Source organism: Bacillus sp. JZ39 (assembly GCF_053903145.1).
Window position 1 is genome coordinate 1,526,269 of sequence record NZ_CP096389.1, and the last position, 18,829, is coordinate 1,545,097.

24 protein-coding genes are annotated in these 18,829 nt (G+C 43.5%); 19 read left to right on the forward strand and 5 right to left on the reverse strand.

Annotated elements, in window-relative coordinates; genetic code table 11:
* Positions 1-116: 116 nt before the first annotated feature.
* On the reverse strand, positions 117-1,037 hold the full coding sequence (gene ctaA, locus M1D65_RS08005) for a heme A synthase CtaA (protein WP_021479351.1): 921 nt from the start codon (positions 1,035-1,037) through the stop codon (positions 117-119).
* Positions 1,038-1,391: 354 nt separating this feature from the next.
* Between ctaA and cyoE the strand changes: the two genes are divergently transcribed.
* From cyoE to ctaG, 6 genes are all read left to right on the forward strand, one after another.
* Positions 1,392-2,309: a heme o synthase gene (gene cyoE, locus M1D65_RS08010; protein WP_003232250.1), complete on the forward strand. Its 918-nt coding sequence runs from the start codon at positions 1,392-1,394 to the stop codon at positions 2,307-2,309.
* Between the two features lie 239 nt (positions 2,310-2,548).
* On the forward strand, positions 2,549-3,619 hold the full coding sequence (coxB, locus tag M1D65_RS08015) for a cytochrome c oxidase subunit II (protein WP_014663859.1): 1,071 nt from the start codon (positions 2,549-2,551) through the stop codon (positions 3,617-3,619).
* 32 nt (positions 3,620-3,651) lie between these two features.
* A complete protein-coding gene (gene ctaD / locus M1D65_RS08020; RefSeq protein WP_021479350.1) occupies positions 3,652-5,520 on the forward strand; it encodes a cytochrome c oxidase subunit I in 1,869 nt (622 codons plus the stop codon).
* Positions 5,520-6,143: a cytochrome c oxidase subunit III gene (gene ctaE / locus M1D65_RS08025; RefSeq protein ID WP_003232244.1), complete on the forward strand. Its 624-nt coding sequence runs from the start codon at positions 5,520-5,522 to the stop codon at positions 6,141-6,143. Before ctaD ends, ctaE begins: the two co-directional genes overlap by 1 nt.
* Positions 6,144-6,145: 2 nt before the next feature.
* Positions 6,146-6,478 (forward strand): cytochrome c oxidase subunit IVB, encoded by a 333-nt coding sequence (ctaF, locus tag M1D65_RS08030; RefSeq protein ID WP_003232242.1) that lies wholly within the window; start codon positions 6,146-6,148, stop codon positions 6,476-6,478.
* A gap of 26 nt (positions 6,479-6,504) precedes the next feature.
* Positions 6,505-7,398 carry a cytochrome c oxidase assembly factor CtaG gene (gene ctaG, locus M1D65_RS08035; protein WP_015715837.1) on the forward strand — a complete coding sequence of 298 codons (894 nt, stop codon included), beginning with the start codon at positions 6,505-6,507 and terminating at the stop codon, positions 7,396-7,398.
* 31 nt (positions 7,399-7,429) lie between these two features.
* Here the strand turns inward: ctaG and M1D65_RS08040 are convergent, their stop codons facing one another.
* Positions 7,430-7,792: a YugN family protein gene (locus M1D65_RS08040; protein ID WP_003232238.1), complete on the reverse strand. Its 363-nt coding sequence runs from the start codon at positions 7,790-7,792 to the stop codon at positions 7,430-7,432.
* A 139-nt stretch (positions 7,793-7,931) separates the two neighbouring features.
* Between M1D65_RS08040 and M1D65_RS08045 the strand changes: the two genes are divergently transcribed.
* The 8 genes from M1D65_RS08045 (at position 7,932) to coaD (ending at position 12,647) form a co-directional block, all read left to right on the forward strand.
* Positions 7,932-8,378 carry a CBS domain-containing protein gene (locus M1D65_RS08045; protein WP_456270831.1) on the forward strand — a complete coding sequence of 149 codons (447 nt, stop codon included), beginning with the start codon at positions 7,932-7,934 and terminating at the stop codon, positions 8,376-8,378.
* Positions 8,379-8,461: 83 nt separating this feature from the next.
* On the forward strand, positions 8,462-9,502 hold the full coding sequence (locus tag M1D65_RS08050; RefSeq protein ID WP_456270832.1) for a CAP domain-containing protein: 1,041 nt from the start codon (positions 8,462-8,464) through the stop codon (positions 9,500-9,502).
* Between the two features lie 232 nt (positions 9,503-9,734).
* Positions 9,735-10,133 (forward strand): YlbD family protein, encoded by a 399-nt coding sequence (gene ylbD / locus M1D65_RS08055; protein WP_032725642.1) that lies wholly within the window; start codon positions 9,735-9,737, stop codon positions 10,131-10,133.
* Positions 10,134-10,148: 15 nt separating this feature from the next.
* Positions 10,149-10,388 carry a YlbE-like family protein gene (locus M1D65_RS08060; protein ID WP_003232231.1) on the forward strand — a complete coding sequence of 80 codons (240 nt, stop codon included), beginning with the start codon at positions 10,149-10,151 and terminating at the stop codon, positions 10,386-10,388.
* Positions 10,389-10,503: 115 nt separating this feature from the next.
* Positions 10,504-10,953 (forward strand): regulatory iron-sulfur-containing complex subunit RicF, encoded by a 450-nt coding sequence (gene ricF / locus M1D65_RS08065; protein ID WP_003221370.1) that lies wholly within the window; start codon positions 10,504-10,506, stop codon positions 10,951-10,953.
* 54 nt (positions 10,954-11,007) lie between these two features.
* Positions 11,008-11,280: a YlbG family protein gene (locus M1D65_RS08070; RefSeq protein WP_009967171.1), complete on the forward strand. Its 273-nt coding sequence runs from the start codon at positions 11,008-11,010 to the stop codon at positions 11,278-11,280.
* A gap of 322 nt (positions 11,281-11,602) precedes the next feature.
* Positions 11,603-12,157: a 16S rRNA (guanine(966)-N(2))-methyltransferase RsmD gene (gene rsmD / locus M1D65_RS08075; RefSeq protein WP_070548911.1), complete on the forward strand. Its 555-nt coding sequence runs from the start codon at positions 11,603-11,605 to the stop codon at positions 12,155-12,157.
* A 4-nt stretch (positions 12,158-12,161) separates the two neighbouring features.
* Entirely contained in the window at positions 12,162-12,647 is a 486-nt protein-coding gene (gene coaD / locus M1D65_RS08080) for a pantetheine-phosphate adenylyltransferase (protein ID WP_003245283.1), read from the forward strand.
* A 10-nt stretch (positions 12,648-12,657) separates the two neighbouring features.
* Here coaD and spoVV read toward each other — a convergent pair whose 3' ends face one another.
* Positions 12,658-13,884, reverse strand: a complete 1,227-nt coding sequence (spoVV, locus tag M1D65_RS08085; protein WP_064671350.1) for a dipicolinic acid transporter SpoVV — start codon at positions 13,882-13,884, stop codon at positions 12,658-12,660.
* 180 nt (positions 13,885-14,064) lie between these two features.
* Here spoVV and M1D65_RS08090 point away from each other — a divergent pair, with 180 nt between their 5' ends.
* Positions 14,065-14,847, forward strand: a complete 783-nt coding sequence (locus M1D65_RS08090) for a patatin family protein (protein WP_003232221.1) — start codon at positions 14,065-14,067, stop codon at positions 14,845-14,847.
* A 1-nt stretch (position 14,848) separates the two neighbouring features.
* Positions 14,849-15,874 carry a protease DdcP gene (ddcP, locus tag M1D65_RS08095; protein WP_124073197.1) on the forward strand — a complete coding sequence of 342 codons (1,026 nt, stop codon included), beginning with the start codon at positions 14,849-14,851 and terminating at the stop codon, positions 15,872-15,874.
* Positions 15,875-15,890: 16 nt separating this feature from the next.
* Here ddcP and M1D65_RS08100 read toward each other — a convergent pair whose 3' ends face one another.
* Both M1D65_RS08100 and M1D65_RS08105 read right to left on the reverse strand, forming a co-directional pair.
* A complete protein-coding gene (locus M1D65_RS08100) occupies positions 15,891-17,138 on the reverse strand; it encodes a nucleotidyltransferase (protein ID WP_124073198.1) in 1,248 nt (415 codons plus the stop codon).
* The gene (locus tag M1D65_RS08105) at positions 17,135-17,320 is read right to left on the reverse strand and encodes a hypothetical protein (protein ID WP_003232215.1); all 186 of its coding nucleotides are present in this window, start codon (positions 17,318-17,320) and stop codon (positions 17,135-17,137) included. The genes M1D65_RS08100 and M1D65_RS08105 overlap by 4 nt, the downstream gene beginning before the upstream one ends.
* Positions 17,321-17,347: 27 nt before the next feature.
* Between M1D65_RS08105 and M1D65_RS08110 the strand changes: the two genes are divergently transcribed.
* The 3 genes from M1D65_RS08110 to gerR all read left to right on the forward strand — a co-directional run bounded on the left by M1D65_RS08110 (position 17,348) and on the right by gerR (position 18,794).
* Positions 17,348-17,866: a YceD family protein gene (locus M1D65_RS08110; RefSeq protein ID WP_014479718.1), complete on the forward strand. Its 519-nt coding sequence runs from the start codon at positions 17,348-17,350 to the stop codon at positions 17,864-17,866.
* Positions 17,867-17,887: 21 nt separating this feature from the next.
* Complete coding sequence (rpmF, locus tag M1D65_RS08115) at positions 17,888-18,067, forward strand: 50S ribosomal protein L32 (RefSeq protein ID WP_003154457.1); 180 nt, start codon at positions 17,888-17,890, stop codon at positions 18,065-18,067.
* Positions 18,068-18,212: 145 nt separating this feature from the next.
* Positions 18,213-18,794 (forward strand): sporulation specific transcriptional regulator GerR, encoded by a 582-nt coding sequence (gerR, locus tag M1D65_RS08120; RefSeq protein WP_015383592.1) that lies wholly within the window; start codon positions 18,213-18,215, stop codon positions 18,792-18,794.
* Positions 18,795-18,829: the final 35 nt, after the last annotated feature.

Consider the following 18,829-nt stretch of genomic DNA (forward strand, 5'->3'; position numbering starts at 1 on the left):
GAAGTGAGCCGCTCACTGATCATCAAGTTCAGCGAAGGCTGGCCATTGAAACAATAAAGCGCCAAAACAAGACATGAAAAAAGACCAAAGCCGCCTAAGGCTTTGGTCTTGAGTCCTTATGATTGCCTGGATTCGTAACGGAAACGAGCAATCAATAATAAGAAGTAGCATAGAACGCCAAACAGACAGGCAATAAAGAACGAGTGGGCAAGTGCAAAGCCCAGAGCCAGTTCAGAGTATACGATCATAATCCCGGACAGTGCCTGTAATGTAATGAAAATAAGACATGAGATCCATCCCCAAAAGATCTGTTTTTGATCTTTATAGGAGATAATAGCATGAACAGCGGCAACAATAATCCATACAAATAACAGTAAGGCTGCTGCTCTGTGGCCCATTTGCACCCATTCATGGAATTGGGTCGGAAGTCCATTGTTCAGCGGGCTGCACAGCGGCACATCAGGACATGCCAGACTTGATTCAGTGTGTCTTACATATGCGCCTGTATACACAACGATATAGGAATATATTAAAATTCCTATCATGTGAAATTGCATCTTTTTGCCGATTTGAAGCGGCTTAACCAGTGTTCTGACTGATTTATCAGCTTCAAATATGAGCAATGTCAAAATAAGCACTGAAGCAAAAGAAATTAATGAGATGCCGAAGTGAAGCGCCATAATCAGCGCGTTCGAACCGAATACGACAGCCAATGCGCCAAGCAATGCCTGAAGAAATAAAAAGATAATTGACATGATCGCGAGAAACGTTGTTTCACGGAAAATCGGCGTGATTTTTCTCCATGACCAAAACGCAAGGCTTAGCACAAGGACAATAGAGATTCCGCTTGCGAATCGGTGGCTCCATTCAATAATTGAAGCCGGATTCAGTTCAGGGAAAAAACGGCCGTGACACAGCGGCCACTGTCTGCCGCATCCTTGGCCGGAACCTGTTTTTGTAACGAGGGCACCCCCGATTAAAACAATTAGCATGACAAATGTCGTCAGAACACCGAGAGCTTTTAATGCTTTATTCATACAATATTCACCTTCTCAACATACTGCTGCAATTTTATATACGTTCCAAGTGTAGACGAATATGTGTTTTGTGGCAATTCCCAGAGCCTTTTGTTCACAAAAATATAATAGAATGACGGCTTCTGGAAAATGTACACTTGATTATTCATGCCGGGTCTGATAGAAATAAGGTAAACGTAATGCCGATTTGGAGATTGCCTTCATCTTTGGTAAAATTCATAAAAAGTTCACAAATAAATTCCTGTTTGTCGTTTAATATTTAATAGGATGTTTTTTTACAAGATGTTATCTTGTATGATAGAGTTGCAGGTTATTTTATTCTCCTGCGTTAGGTTTGTAAGGGAGGTTTACGTTATGGCTAACTCCAGAATCTTAAATGATACAGCTATAGACGGACAAATTGAAGAAACAACGGCATGGAAAGATTTTCTGTCCCTTATTAAAATAGGGATCGTCAATTCTAACCTCATCACGACTTTCACTGGAATGTGGCTTGCACTGCATATTTCCGGTTTAAGTTTTTTAGGCAATATAAACACCGTTCTTCTTACGTTAATCGGGTCTTCACTGATTATTGCGGGCTCCTGTGCGATCAATAACTGGTATGACCGGGACATTGACCATCTTATGGAGCGTACGAAAGTAAGACCGACGGTTACGGGTAAAATTCAGCCGAGTCAGGCGTTATGGTCTGGAATTTTGCTGGTTGCTTTAGGATTGATCATGCTGCTGATGACAACTGTCATGGCTGCTGTTATCGGTTTTATCGGAGTCTTTACGTATGTTGTATTGTACACAATGTGGACGAAACGCCGCTATACGATTAACACAGTAGTAGGAAGCGTTTCCGGTGCAGTGCCGCCGCTTATTGGATGGACGGCAGTGGAAGGGAATATCGGTGTCGTAGCATGGGTGTTATTCATGATTTTATTTATTTGGCAGATTCCTCACTTCTTAGCATTGGCTATCAAGAAAACTGAGGATTACAGAGCTGCAAATATTCCGATGCTTCCTGTCGTATATGGTTTTGAAGTGACAAAAAGACAAATTATTGTGTGGGTTGCGTGCCTGATGCCGCTTCCGTTTTTCCTTGGTAGCCTGGGTCTTCCGATTGTCATTCTCGGCTTGCTGTTAAATATCGGCTGGCTGATTCTTGGCTTAATGGGATTCCGCTCCAAGAATATCATGAAGTGGGCAACGCAGATGTTCGTTTACTCGCTCAACTACATGACAATCTATTTCGTTGCCATGGTTGTCTTGACGCTTTTCTAAAAAATAGATATGATGCTTGTTTTATCGCTTCAAAATAAACGATGACAACTAGTAAATGCCGCCTTGACCTCTTGTTTAATCAGGCGGCTTTACTTTTATACATAGATGGCATTTTGAGTAAAAAAACTCATAATTTAAGAGAAGAGGAAATGTAAGTGCTTTATTGGTGATAGGTTGGATGGCGATAGATTTCGATCCGCTTTCCGCCTTTGTATTGACCAGAAAAGGGGTTGGGTGAAATGGTAAAGCATTGGCGTCTTATTTTATTATTAGCCTTAGTGCCGCTTCTATTAAGCGGATGTGGAAAACCTTTTTTATCCACGCTCAAGCCTGCTGGCGAGGTGGCTGATAAACAGTATGACCTGACAGTGCTCAGCACATTGATTATGGTGGTTGTTGTTGCAGTAGTATCTGTTATCTTCTTTTATGTGATTGTGAGATTCAGAAGATCACGGGTCGGTGAGAACACGATACCGAAACAGGTAGAGGGGAATAAATTTTTAGAAATCACATGGACCGTGATCCCGATTTTGCTGCTCATTATTCTTGTGATTCCTGTTGTATTATATACGCTGGAGCTAGCGGACACATCACCAATGGATAAGAAAGGCCGCAAAGCTGAGGATGCTCTTGTAGTCAATGTTAGGGCAAATTTATACTGGTGGGAGTTTGAGTACCCTGATTACGGCATTATCACAAGCCAGGAGCTGATTGTACCGACAGATCAGCGTGTATATTTTAATTTAAAAGCCTCTGATGTAAAACATTCCTTCTGGATTCCTTCAGTTGGAGGAAAACTTGATACGAATACGGATAATGAAAATAAGTTCTTCCTGACATTTGATTCAAAACGAAGCAAAGAGGCAGGAGATATGTTTTTTGGGAAGTGTGCAGAGCTTTGCGGCCCTTCACATGCCCTGATGGATTTTAAGGTGAAGACGATGTCTGCAAAGGAATTTCAGGGCTGGACAAAAGAAATGAAAAACTATAAATCTACAGCAGAGAGCGATTTGGCTAAGCAGGGTGAAGAACTGTTTAAAGAGAAAAACTGCCTGAGCTGCCATGCGGTAGAGCCGAATGATAAGCGTGCAGAAGCCGCTAGAACGGCACCTAACTTGGCGACCTTCGGTGAAAGGACAAAAGTGGCAGGGGTGAAAGAGGCCAACAAAGAAAATGTGAAGGCTTGGCTGAAGGACCCTGACAGCATAAAGCCGGGGAACAAAATGACAGGCACATATCCAAAGCTCTCAGACAGCGAAACAGATGCGCTTTATGAATACTTAAAAGGCTTAAAAGCGGAAAGCAAGTAGGGAAGAAAGGGAGATATTGGGGGAGGTCACATATGTTGAATGCGCTTACAGAAAAGCGGACGCGCGGATCTATGCTTTGGGATTATTTGACGACGGTGGACCATAAAAAAATCGCGATTCTTTATTTAGTAGCAGGGGGATTCTTCTTTCTTGTCGGGGGAATTGAAGCGATGTTTATCAGAATTCAGCTTGCAAAGCCGGAAAATGCGTTTCTCAGTGCTCAAGCGTACAATGAAGTAATGACTATGCACGGAACGACGATGATCTTTCTGGCTGCGATGCCGCTCTTATTTGCCTTGATGAATGCGGTTGTGCCTTTGCAGATCGGGGCTCGGGACGTTTCGTTTCCATTTTTAAACGCGCTTGGTTTTTGGCTCTTCTTTTTCGGGGGCATTTTCTTAAATCTAAGCTGGTTTTTGGGCGGAGCGCCAGATGCGGGCTGGACGTCATATGCCTCACTTTCGCTTCATTCTAAAGGGCACGGCATAGACTTTTTCGTCCTCGGACTCCAAATATCGGGGCTCGGGACGCTGATAGCCGGGATTAACTTTTTGGCCACGATTATCAACATGAGGGCTCCGGGCATGACGTATATGAGGCTGCCTTTGTTTACATGGACGACATTTGTGGCCTCGGCATTGATTTTGTTCGCGTTTCCGCCGCTTACGGTTGGATTGGCTCTCATGATGCTGGATCGGCTGTTCGGAACCAATTTCTTTAATCCGGAGCTTGGCGGAAATACGGTCATTTGGGAACATTTATTTTGGATCTTCGGCCACCCGGAGGTTTATATCCTAATTTTGCCTGCATTTGGTATTTTTTCTGAGGTCATCCCTGTGTTCGCCAGAAAGCGTTTGTTTGGCTATTCTTCAATGGTTTTTGCAATCGTGCTCATCGGCTTTCTGGGCTTTATGGTTTGGGTGCACCACATGTTCACGACTGGTCTCGGCCCGATTGCAAATGCGATTTTTGCGGTTGCAACAATGGCTATCGCGATTCCGACCGGGATTAAGATTTTTAACTGGCTGTTGACGATTTGGGGAGGAAATGTGAAGTATACAACCGCTATGCTGTATGCTGTCTCATTTATTCCATCCTTTGTGCTCGGCGGTGTGACGGGAGTCATGCTGGCAGCTGCTGCGGCTGATTATCAGTTCCATGATACGTATTTTGTGGTTGCGCACTTCCACTACGTCATTATTGGCGGCGTTGTATTCGGCCTTTTAGCCGGTGTTCATTTCTGGTGGCCGAAAATGTTCGGTAAAATTCTGCATGAAACGATGGGGAAAATTTCATTTGTATTGTTTTTTATCGGCTTTCACCTCACGTTTTTCATTCAGCATTTTGTCGGCTTAATGGGGATGCCGCGCCGGGTTTATACGTTTTTGCCAGGACAGGGTCTGGAAACCGGCAACTTGATCAGTACAATCGGGGCGTTTTTTATGGCGGCAGCTGTTATTCTTCTGCTGGTCAATGTCATATGGACATCGGTAAAAGGTGAATATGTAGGTGCTGATCCATGGCATGACGGACGTACGCTGGAATGGACCGTTTCTTCACCGCCGCCGGAGTATAACTTTAAACAGCTTCCTTTTGTCAGAGGACTTGATCCATTTTGGATTGAGAAGCAGGCAGGGCACGAATCAATGACGCCGGCGGAACCGGTTGATGATATTCATATGCCAAACGGCTCAATCCTGCCGCTCGTCATTTCCTTCGGCCTTTTTGTCGCAGCGTTCGGGCTGCTGTACAGAAGTGATTACGCTTGGGGCCTGCCGGTGATCTTTATCGGGCTCGGCATCACATTTATTACGATGCTGCTTCGTTCAGTAATTGATGATCACGGCTATCATATTCATAAAGAGGAACTGCCGAACGATGATAAAGGGGTGAAGGCATAATGCAAGTTCAAGAAAAATTCACCGCAGAAACCTTTCCGGCTTCTCCTGAAAAAGTAACACTGGAAGGGAAAAATAAATTTTTAGGCTTTTGGCTTTTTCTTGGCGGAGAGACTGTTCTGTTTGCGTCTCTCTTCGCCACGTTTCTTGCGCTTCGGAATTCAAATGCCGGTGATCCGCCTACGACGGAAATGTTCGATGTGACACTTGTATTCATTGCCACAATGCTTCTATTAACGAGCAGTTTAACGAGTGTGTACGCGATGTACCACATGAAGAACTTTTCCTTCGGCAAGATGCAGCTTTGGCTGGGAATTACGATTTTATTGGGGGCGGGCTTTTTAGGACTGGAAATCTATGAGTTCAAGCATTACACCCATGAATTTGGCTTTACCATCACAAGCTCTGCCCTTGGTTCTGCGTTTTACACGCTTGTCGGTACACACGGCGCCCACGTGGCATTTGGGCTTATGTGGATCAGCACGCTTATGATCCGCAATGCCAAGAGAGGGCTGAATCTGTATACGGCGCCTAAGTTTTACGTTGCCAGCCTTTATTGGCACTTTATTGATGTCGTGTGGGTCTTCATCTTTACCGTTGTATATTTAATGGGGATGGTGGGATAAACATGGTCGATAAAAAAAGCAGAGGGCATATCAATAGCGACCTTGAATTTAAGAAAAAAAAGCATGCCCGAGAGATGAAATATCAAGTCCTGTCTTTTGGTTTAATGATCGGTCTTACGATTGTTGCATTTCTGACTGTGGCCACGGACGGTGTCGGCAGCTGGTTTACGATTCCTTTCATTATTTTGCTAGCTGCAATTCAAGTCATCTTTCAGCTGTATTATTTCATGCATATGAATCAGAAAGGGCATGAGGCGCCGGCACTGTTTTTGTATTCAGGGGTGTTTGTCGCGTTTATCACTGTGCTTGCGTTTGTGACAATTATATGGTGGTAATTTGAACAGCCGCCGGAGGTGAAGAAATGAATCAGTTGGAGATATTTGGGTTTCGCGCGATGTGGAGCCCTTATCTTTTTTGTATCCTGTTAGGCATTACGGCGCTTTATCTCTATTTTTACAGGCGAATGTCTTCAAAGCCAAATCGAATAACTGGTAAAGAGATGGTATGCTTTCTGTCGGCGATGCTGTTTTTATATGCAGCCGAGGGAAGCCCGGTTGATCTGCTCGGACATATTATGTTCAGCGCACATATGGTGCAGATGGCCGTCCTGTATTTGGTTGTCCCGCCGCTGTTAATCGCGGGAATTCCTGCATGGCTCTGGGAAAAAATCATTTTCAGGCCTTCAATCAAACCGTTTTTTTCCTTTTTTACGACGCCTTTAATTGCTTTGCTTTTGTTTAACGGCATTTTTTCTTTATATCATGTACCGCTTATATTTGATACTGTCAAAACGGATCCGTTTTACCATACATTAATCACTTGGCTTATCTTTGTGCTTGCGTTCTTCATGTGGTGGCCGCTTGTTCATAAGGTTGAGCGTCTACGGCAGCTCAGCGGCTTGATGAAGCTGGGTTATATTATGGCGGACGGTATGCTGCTCACACCTGCTTGCGCCTTGATCATGTTCAGCGGTGCACCGTTATACGCCACCTATACAGATCCGGCTTTATGGGCTGAGGCAATGAGGCTTTGTGTGCCAGCGGATATGATGGGGCAGGTCCCATTAACAGGGCCAGAGATGTTGAATACACTGCCTTTGTTAGAGGATCAGCAGCTCGGAGCAGTCATGATGAAAATCATTCAGGAAATTGTGTACGGTACTTTTTTGGCCATTATTTTTTTCCAATGGGTGAAGAAAGAAAGGGAAAAGGACGGGCAGGAGGAGCCGCCGTATATTCAGCAGACGATATCATAAAAGGTACAGCGAAATATGCTGTACCTTTTCGTTACATTTGAACTGTTTTTAACATGTTGGCTATGTCCTGAATCAGTGCCTTGCTTTTTGTCACAACCTGTACGGGAAACTCTTCCGTTTCTCCATATTCTACTCCATGAGGGTAGTAATGCTTTCCTAGGAGAGGGGACATTAATTGAATCACGGCGCGCCCGCTTCCGACATCGCCTTCTGCCGCAATACCTTGTATCCGCAGGTAAAACGTACCCTCAATCGTCGAAAACTTCTTGTCATAGGTGACTCTCTCGTAATCCCATTGACCCGCTCTGATAAGACCTTTGCTTTCCATTAAGTCGTCTAGCCAGCTGAGCTCAGCCTTAACCCCTTCAAGTCCGCTTTCAGTAAACTTCAACACTGACCCCTCCTTATAAAAATTACCTTTCCTGACAATCATAGTATGAAAGCGTTAAACTTTCAATGAATCTTCTTCTTTTGAAAGTATGCAAAAATTAAATTTTGACGACAATAGCACTAGACTAAAGGAGGTTAAACGGATGACAAAAATAAAAGATCTGATGACAGCCGACTTGCAATATTGCACGGTATTAGATAATGTATATGAAGTTGCAGTAAAGATGAAGGACGCAAATGTAGGAGCGATTCCGGTAGTTGATGAGGACGGGGAAACATTGGTCGGCATCGTAACCGACCGCGATCTCGTATTAAGAGGAATCGCCATCAAAAAACCGAACTCGCAAAAAATCACTGACGCGATGACTGAAAAACCTGTCAGTGTGGAGGAAGATGCTTCAGTCGATGAGGTTCTTCATTTGATGGCATCGCATCAGCTCAGAAGAATACCAGTTACAAAAAATAAAAAACTGACTGGAATTGTCACGCTTGGTGATCTTTCTTTATCTGAGCAAACGAATGAACGTGCCGGCAGCGCCTTATCGGATATTTCCGAAGGCGATAATAGAGAAGAAGGCTTTTTTCATTAACACATAAATCTTTGACATGTTAAATAGGCTGTATTGTAATGGGATGTAAACAAGAGATTGTGAATCGCCACGGGGGTGATAGATTGAAAAATATATTGAGAGCAATGGTTATCCTCTTGATTATTTGCGGAACTTATGTTCTGTTTATTCAATATGGATCTGTTCCTGAAAAGAAATCAAATGACAGCGAGCCTCAGGTGTCAAATGAGGAAGCACAAAGCGGCAAACGAATACATATGCCGACCTCAGGATTATTGTCCTTCATGGGCAAGTCCGCCGATGAAGTAACGAAAAAGCTTGGGGAACCTGAACGCATTGACCCTTCGGCTTATGATTACGATTGGTGGGTATACAATCAAGGTAAGGATCAATATATCCAAATCGGGGTATTAAACAATAAAGTGGTCACATTATTCGCGTCGGGTAATGATATTAACGCCAAGCCTTTCAAAATTGGAGAATCAACTGGCGATGTATTCAAGACCACCCAGGTGGCACCATTTGTGAATGTAGAGTATAAAGGAAATTCCTATCGGTTTGAATTTTCTGAAGAAGATATCAATACAAGACCGACTGTAAAGGTAGGAAAGATGTATGTCCAGCTGTATATGGACAAATTTGAGGGGAAGCTATCCAGCATCAGGGCGTTTGATGCGCAAACCTTTGTAAAGCAAAGACCTTATGAGGTAGTGTACCGCGGGGAATTAATTAAACCGAAAGCCGTTTCAGATGAGAAATGGAAAAAGATCCAAACGACGAGCGAAAAGCAAATCCTTGATTTGACGAATGTCATACGTGTTAAACATGGGCTTGCAAAGCTTGAGTGGGATCAGCCGACGGCGGAAGTGGCCTTCGGACATAGTGAGGATATGAAAGAAAATAATTATTTCTCCCATGTCTCCAAAAAATACGGCACGCTGAAAGACCGCTTAGAAAAAGGGCATGTTGACTTTCAGCAAGCGGGAGAAAATATCGCATACAATTATGTGGACGGTCCGGCCGCTGTAGAAGGCTGGCTGAATAGCGAAGGCCATCGAAAAGCGCTTCTGAATTCAGATTATACGCATCTTGGAGTCGGAGTAGACCGAAAATATTACACCCAAAATTTTATTAAACGATGGTAATGAAAGCCGCGGACGAATGGTCCCGGCTTTTTCTATTTCCATACAAACTGGTCTGAATGAATGTGCTGATAGCTTACAGATAAGGCCGTTTCCAATTCCTTCAGTCAGGCTTTTTCACCAGTGTATATAGGGATATCGGTAAAAATTCATTTGGGAATGAATATAGGCGAACACAATGCCCGACAAAACGATACATTGTAGTAGGTAACGATTTTCGGAGGGGGTGAGGATTGTGGCGAATCAACATGCCAATCATTCAATCAATGACTTTAAACAATTCGTCAAAAAGCATCCCAAGCTGATAAAAGAAGTGCGCAAAGAACAAAGAAGCTGGCAGGACGTATATGAAAATTGGGTCCTCTTCGGGGAGAGCGACCCGATTTGGGATCCGTATCGGGAACCGGAAGCAGCTGCTGAAGCTGTGCCTGAAACACCGCAAAAAAATGATTTTGTCTCGAAAATGGTGACAGCGGTGAAAAAGATGGATGTCAATCAAATGAACGAACAAATCAATAAAATGAGCCAGTCGATCTCATCGTTGCAAAGCCTTCTTAATACATTTTCCGGAAGCGGACAGAAGCATTCTCAGCCAGGTTCTGGACAGCATCCTTTTTCTTTTCGAAAGGATTAAAAAAGGGGAGCTCATATGCGCAAAGAGGTTCAGGAATATATTTTAGCAAACGAAGAACGGAAACGATTCATCAGAGAACAGCCGATATGGTACCGCAGGCTTTCAAGAAAACCGGATGATCTGTCCTCCTTTCAGCTTGAAATGATGAATTTTTATGAAAAAACCATTCCGCATCGGGTGAATCAGTTTACGAACGGGATTCAAATGGCGCAAATGATGATGCAAATGTTTCAAGCGATGCGGACAAAAGATTAAAAGACCCTGAAAAAGGGTCTTTTTTCATGCGGTCATAAGGTTTTGTTGGCGGCTGCGGTTAAGCATTTTCCAATTGGCTGGTTTCATGGTAAACTAACAACTGGAGGTGCATGTTATGTATGCGACGATGGAATCCGTGCGGCTTCAAAGTGAAGCTCAGCAGCTTGCCGAGATGATTCTGCAGTCGGAGACGGCTGAGAACTACCGCAATTGTTACAAGCGTCTCCAGGAAGATGAAGAGGCAGGTCGGATTATTCGTTCTTTTATCAAAATAAAAGAGCAGTATGAGGATGTACAGCGTTTTGGCAAATATCATCCTGACTATAGAGAAATATCCCGGAAAATGAGGGAGATCAAACGTGAGCTGGACCTGAACGACAAGGTGGCTGACTTCAAGAGAGCTGAAAATGAGCTCCAGTCCATTCTTGATGAGGTCAGCGTTGAGATTGGGACAGCTGTTTCGGAGCATGTGAAAGTTCCGACTGGGAACCCTTATTTTGACGGTTTGTCTTCATGCGGAGGCGGCTGCGGTTCAGGCGGAAGCTGCGGATGTAAAGTGTCCTGACGAGACTGGCCGTCTCGTCTTTTACATATAAGAGAAAACAGGCAGGTGATTGTATTGGAGAATAGGCGCCAGGGCATGGTTGTGTATCTGCACTCCCTAAAGCAGAGCAAAATGCTGAGGAAGTTCGGGAATGTGCACTATGTATCAAAACGATTAAAATATGTCGTACTGTACTGTGATATGGACCAAATTGAAAAAACAATGGACAAGATTGCGTCTTACTCATTTGTGAAAAAAGTGGAGCCTTCTTATAAACCGTTTTTAAAATTGGAATTCGAGTCAAAGCTTGATAAGGCAAAAGAATACGATTATAAAATCGGCATATAGCTATAAAAAAATCCCCGCAGGCATCTGCGGGGTCCTTCTATTCCTTAATATGTTAAGGAGAAGGCAAAGGGAGAGGAGAAACCGGAGGAAGAACTTATGGGGAAACGTAAGTCTTCTCCGCGGTTGGCAACAACATCCTCTAGATGCTGTTGCTTATAGTATGGACAAGGATCATGCTGCCTATACACCTGTTTATCAAGATTAGCGTTCATTGTTTGGAAGAATGCTTTATGTTAAGATAGGATTGATTTTTTTCTATGTACATAGCGGCGTCCGGCCGAATAAAGAAACAAAATAGCTTTTAGAAAAAGTGGTGTGGAACATGAGAGTAATTTCTGGATCAAAAAAAGGCCGTTCACTAAAGGCTGTACCCGGAACATCAACAAGACCGACAACCGATAAAGTGAAGGAATCCATTTTCAATATGATCGGCCCTTATTTTGACGGGGGCATGGGACTTGACTTATTCGCAGGGAGCGGAGGACTTGGAATCGAAGCGCTTTCACGCGGGTTTGAGCATTGTATATTCGTTGACCGTGATTTTAAAGCGATTCAAACGGTAAAATCTAATTTGAAAACGCTGGAGCTTACAAAACAAGCACAGGTATACCGCAATGATGCGGAACGTGCTTTGCACGCTGCTGCTAAAAGAGAAACCGGCTTTCGCGGAATTTTTCTCGATCCGCCGTATAAGGAACAAAAGCTGAACGCGCTTTTAACGATGATTGACGAATATCAAATGCTGGAAGAAGACGGCTTTATCGTCGCTGAGCATGACAGAGAGGTTGAGCTTCCCGAAACCGTAGGAGATCTTGTGATGACAAGAAAAGAAACCTATGGGTTAACAGGTGTGGCGATTTATAAAAAGAGGGGGTAGTGAGGTGGCGAGTATAGCTGTCTGTCCCGGCAGTTTTGATCCGGTGACCTACGGGCATCTGGACATCATCAAACGCGGGGCGCATATTTTTGAACAAGTGTATGTATGTGTGCTGAATAATTCTTCAAAAAAGCCTTTGTTCAGTGTGGAAGAACGGTGTGAGCTTCTGAGAGAAGTGACAAAAGACATTCCGAACATAACAGTTGAAACATCGCAAGGCCTGTTAATTGATTATGCAAAAAGAAAAAATGCGAAAGCGATTTTAAGAGGCTTGAGAGCTGTATCCGATTTTGAATACGAGATGCAGGGGACATCAGTAAACCGGGTGCTTGATGAATCTATTGAGACGTTTTTTATGATGACAAACAATCAATATTCGTTTCTAAGTTCAAGCATCGTAAAAGAAGTGGCGAGATACAACGGCTCGGTATCAGAGTTTGTACCGCCGGAAGTAGAGCTGGCGCTTCAGCAAAAATTCAGACAAGGATGAGGGTTTTGACTCATCCTTTTTTTGTTCCGTTTGTCAGTCTGTAAGAAAAAATGATAATGTACGTAAACAGCGCGCATAGTGTGACAGCAGGTCCGATCTGCACAAGCAGATTCCAGCCGTTTATAAAGGCAGTTGGCATGTCACTGCTGTTAAGAGATTTAAATACATACTGATATGGATCATGCCATGCCGTGTAAAGAGGTTTCCATAAAAGCATGACGAAGACAGCGGCATAAACGCCCTGCAGCAAACGTGCGATAAAGAATGGTTTAAATCGAATGTCGGTTTCCGATAAAATACCTGCCACCTGAGCTTGTACGGAAAAGCCGCTAAACCCGAGAATAAAGCTGACGATAATGGCTTTTTGCAGAAGAGAAACATCTGTCTCGCTGACAAGCTTGCTGCCTAATGTAATTTCAAACATCCCTGATAAAAGCGGAATGTCCAATTGAGTCGGAAGCTGAAACAAAGTCAGTGCTCCTTTTGTGAAAACAGACAAAACATCAGTCAGCTGGACCACTGACAACAGCCGATTGAAGACAGAAAATAAAATAATAAAGCCGCCTACCATAAGAAGCGTTTGAACAGAAGACGTCACGGCGTCGCCTAAAATTTTACCCAAGGGCCGTTTTTCTGCAAGTCTGGCGGTATGAAGAGCGCGTAAAGCATCTTTGACTGAAGGGAAAGGTATCGTTTTCTTTCTTCTGAGATGCTGCTCTTCCTTGCGGCCATAGGAACGCATTGTTAAACCGACAGCCAGATTCCCTAAATAGTGTGCAGAAGCTAATAAAATGCCTAGTGATGCGTTTTGAAAGAAACCGACGGCAACAGCGCCGAAAATAAAGAGCGGGTTTGAAGAATTGGTAAACGACGCGAGCCGTTCTGCCTCTACTCTTGAAATCTGATTTTCCTGCCGCAGACGGGCAGTGAGTTTTGCTCCCGCTGGGTTTCCTGATGCCATTCCCATAGCAAGAACGAAGCCGCCGACACCCGGCACGCGAAAGATCGGCCGCATAAAAGGCTCAAGCAAAACACCGACAAATCGCACAATGCCAAAGCCGATTAAGAGTTCGGACAGAATAAAAAATGGCAGCAATGACGGAAACACAACCTCCCACCACATAGACAGCCCGGTTTTAGAGGCTTCGAATGAGGCCTGTGGATGTGAGATGACAGTCGCTGTTAAAAAAAGAAAAAACGAGGCAATCAAAAGTGTATTAATCTTCGACAAGTTCATTCTTACCTCCCCGATGCTAAAAATGCCCAATGACATGTATATCATGATAAAATAATGTATGATGTAAAACGGCCAAGCAGTACCTGTCCTCTTGATTCTTTGTACTAATATACGAGCATAGGGGTTCAGTTTAGACCATAGAATTCGGTATACAGGGAATTCAGGCAGGAGGTTAACGCTTTGGCCAAACCTAAAATCGGGTTAGCGTTAGGATCGGGAGGGGCCAGAGGGCTTGCTCATCTCGGTGTGCTTTCCAGTTTACATAAGCACCAAATTGAAGTGGATATGATTGCAGGAAGCAGCATGGGCGCTTTGGTGGGCAGTTTTTACGCCGCCGGACATGACGTGGCAACGATGAAAAAAGTAGCCAAAGCCTTTAAACGAAGGCTTTATGCTGATTATACGGTTCCGAAACTCGGTTTTTTAAAAGGTGACCGCGTCAGACAGCTTGTGCATGCTTATACATTCGGAAAACCGATTGAAGAGCTCCAAATCCCGCTGGGCATTGTTGCGTGTGATCTACAGACGGGAGAAAAGATTGTGTTCCGAAAAGGATCAGTGTCAGATGCAGTGAGGGCCAGCATCAGCATCCCGGGTATCTTTATTCCGCAGCGGCTGGACGGACGCCTTCTTGTAGACGGCGCGGTCGTCGATCGAATTCCGGTTTCTGTTGTGAAAGACATGGGAGCTGATATTATCATCGCTTCGGATGTTTCCAGGGTTCGAAAAACTGAAACAGCAGTGCATATTTTTGATGTGATTATGCAAAGTATGGATATACTGCAAAATGAATTAGTGCGGCATCAAACAATTGCCGCAGATATCATGATTCGCCCTTCCCTTGAAACATACAGCTCAAGCTCGTTTGCCAATATTGAAGAAATGATATCGGCAGGCGAAGAGGCGACAAATCGAATGATCAGCAAGATAAGAAAAGAAATAGAGAATTGGGAGGGCTCATAATTTGCTACGTAAAAAACATTTTAGCTGGATGCTCGTCATCCTCATACTGATCGCCGTTTTATCATTTATAAAACTTCCATACTATATTACAAAACCGGGAGAAGCGACAGAGCTTGCTTCATTGATAAAAGTGGAGGGAGGCTACCCGGAAAAAGGAAGCCTGTCCTTAATGACTGTTAAAGTGGGACCGGCTAATCCGTTTACATATGTGTGGGCAAAGATGCACCCTTATTATGAAATTGTTCCTGATGAGAGCATTAAGGAGGAAGGCGAGTCAGATAAGGAGTATATGAAAAGACAGCTCCAAATGATGAAAAGTTCGCAAGAAAATGCGGTTATAGCCGCCTATCAAAAGGCAGGAAAAAAAGTCAGCTATTCCTTTAACGGCATATACGCAAGCTCAGTTGTAGAAAACATGCCGGCAAAAGGGAAAATAGAAGTCGGTGATAAAATCATCAGCGCAGACGGCAAAAACTATCAGTCTGCTGAAAAGCTGATTGATTATATCAGCAGCAAAAAAGCGGGAGATAAAGTCACGTTAAAGATCGAAAGAGAAGAAAAAGAAAAGCGTGTCACCCTTACGTTAAAACAATTTCCTGATGAGCCGGATCGGGCAGGAATCGGAGTTTCGCTTTATACAGACAGAAACGTGAAGGTAGAGCCTGATATTGATTTTGAAATCGAAAATATTGGCGGCCCGTCAGCAGGGTTAATGATGTCCCTTGAAATCTATAATCAGCTGACAAAACCAGACGAAACAAAAGGCTACGATATTGCGGGAACAGGTACCATTGATGTTGATGGAAAAGTAGGCCCGATCGGCGGCATTGATCAAAAAGTCGTCGCCGCAGACAAAGCCGGAAAAGACATTTTCTTCGCGCCAAATCAAAACGGCACCAGCAATTCCGATTATAAGAACGCAGTAAAAACAGCAAAAGATATTGATTCAAATATGAAGATTGTGCCTGTTGATACCATGCAGGATGCGATTGATTATTTGAATAAGCTGAAAGCGAAAAGCACCTGATTCTCAGGTGCTTTTTCTATACATTTAAAAAGTGTTGTTCATCTTCATCATATCGAATCGGTGCATGTCCGTATTCCTGCAGGTCAAACTCAGTTCTCAGCGGCTCTTCTATCGGCAGGCTGTAAATCCTGCTTGCTTTTACGTCCAGATCGAGAGCTGGATGGGAGAAAGAGGACAGTTTGCTGACAAGCGGAACAGACAGTGCTCTTTTCTTTTCGGATAAATAAGCCTGTCCTTTTTTCGTCATGCCGAGAAGCCTGATATACGGCACCTTATCGTTGTCAAGCAGCTTTTGCATATCCTGTTTTTTTGTTCTGGTTAAAATGTGTGTATTCATCCGCTGGAGCCTTGTCCACGTATAGCGTTTTGTTTTCAGCAGCTCCATAAATTCTTGATAGGAGCTGGATTTTCTGATCGAACGAAGAATTCTGTGCTCTAAACCTTCCTCCACCTCGTATACTTGCTGTAATTCCTGTGCTGTTACAGTTGAAAGGCTGTATTTTAAGTAAGAAAAGTAGCTCTCAGGTGTATGCCACAATCCGAAAGATTTGCGGTAAGCTGCTAATTCACGTGCAGATGCAGCAGGGAGAAAACGAAAGCAGGCTTCGAGATTCTGGCCAGTCATTGCTTTTCTGATGCTTGTGGCGCTTGCGATATGGTTTTCGCCTTCAGGGAGATCGGCATCATGATAGTCCGAAGAGATGCGTGCCGTAGTATAAGGTTTCATAGGATATCCCCCGGTTAGAATCGAGGTCACATACTGATATCCCAAAATGTTATTTGGTTTTGACAAGTCAAGTGCACTTTCAGTATGCAAAATGGAGCTGAAGGCGCTAGCCGCCGCTGCTGGGTAACTGGCCCCCTTTTTAAGTTCTTCTTTAATTCGGTCATTCAATATATGTTTATGCTCATCAATAAGCTGTGCTGTTTCTAAAAAAGGCTTGATATCTCCATTTTCACTCCCGAAAAACAGCGCCTCACATTCAAGTTCGTTCAGGATTGAAACACTGCCGCGTGCAAAAATGTCTGCTTTTTGCACGGCATAAAGATAAGGCAGCTCAATGACAAGATCAACTCCGCTTTGCAGCGCCATTTTTGTTCGGGCCCATTTTGATACAACAGCGGGTTCCCCGCGCTGTAAAAAATGCCCGCTCATCACCGCCACAGCCGTGTCACATCCGGTTTGCCGCTTTGCTGTTTGGGCATGATAAAGGTGACCGTTATGAAAGGGATTATATTCAACCACCAATCCGACAGCTTTCATATTTTTTCCGCCTTTCTTGCTATGTTTAAAAACGTATGGTACATTTGCAAATGAAAACTCTTACGCCTTATTTTTGTTTTAAGTGTATGCATAGCATATTCCGCTGTCAACGATACTTCAATGGCAGCATTATGCTGTAAAGAAAAAATATTGACAAAAACAATCTTAAAAGCTATAATCATGTTTGTTGCTTTCCTGAGGTGATACAAATGAAATGGACGATTTATCAGCTGCATCAAATGCCAAAACAAAGTTTTGAGTTTGATGAAACAGTTGAGTTAAATGAGCTGACAAAGCTGAATTCTGACATTCGCCGCATTTCTCCCGTCCGGGTGAAGGGCAGAGCGGATATCAAATCCAAACAGGTTTCGTTTGATTTTACAATTTCAGGCGAAATGATTTTGCCATGCTCAAGAACACTCGTTGATGTCCCGTATCCATTTGAAATTTCAACAAAAGAACTGTTTATATTTCATCACACGGATGATATAGAAGATGATGACGTTCATATTGTTGAGGACGATACTATCGACTTAACTCCGATCGTGAAAGAAGAAATTCTTTTAGAAATCCCTATGCAAATCTTTTGTGAATCTGAACAAGAAAAAGGAGCTGCTCCTCAAGAAGGAAAGGATTGGCAAGTCATTTCGGAAGAAGACAAGAAGAATCAAGTTGATCCGAGACTTGCAGCCCTTGAAAAGCTCTTAAAACAAGATGATGAATCTTAACTCTTTAAGGAGGTGGGAATAATGGCTGTACCTTTTAGAAGAACTTCTAAAATGAAGAAAAGATTGCGCCGTACACATTTCAAACTTAATGTACCTGGTATGACAGAATGTCCGTCATGCGGAGAGATGAAGTTGTCTCACCGTGTATGCAAAGCATGCGGATCATACAACGGCAAAGACATAAATGTAAAAAGTAACTAATAAGAAAAGCGCGGGGTGAAAGCCCTGCGCTTTTTCTTTTTCTCTTCCTGTCAGCTTGCGGAAAATTTGTGAGTGCAAATAGTCTATCTAATCTATTACCGGCATATGTATGAGATAAATAAGCTGACATGGAGGGAGATTGAATTTGACCATTACAAGACAAGATGCTTGGACTCAGGATGAGGATTTGCTGCTGGCAGAAGTGGTGCTTCGTCATATTCGAGAGGGAGGAACACAGCTTTCAGCCTTTGAGGAGGTTGGAAGGGCGCTGACCAGAACCGCGGCAGCCTGTGGTTTCAGGTGGAACTCGTATGTGAGAAAACAATACCAGTCAGGTATAGAGCTTGCAAAAAAGCAAAGGAAAGAACTGAGGAAGCAAATCGGCGTTCATTCGGTCAATATGCCGAATTCCATGAAGCAGACTGCCTCGGCATCGTCAGAAGGAAAACGAGATTTGTCCATTCAGGATGTCATTCAATTTCTCGAACAATTCAAAGAAGCACCGTCTGCACAAGAATTTCAGCTTGAAAGGGAAAAATTGAAGGAGCAAATCCAATCGCTGCAAAAAGAGCTTGAGGATTTGCGGAGTGAAAATCAGACATTGCGGAATCAGCTAGAGATGACAGAAGAGGATTACAAGGCACTGATCGATATCATGGATCGGGCCAGAAAAATGGTTGTTTCGAAGGAAGACGGAAGAATGAAAAAAGCGGCTCAAGAAACGTAAAGAAACGCCTGAAATGAACCGGCCCTATAGTAAGA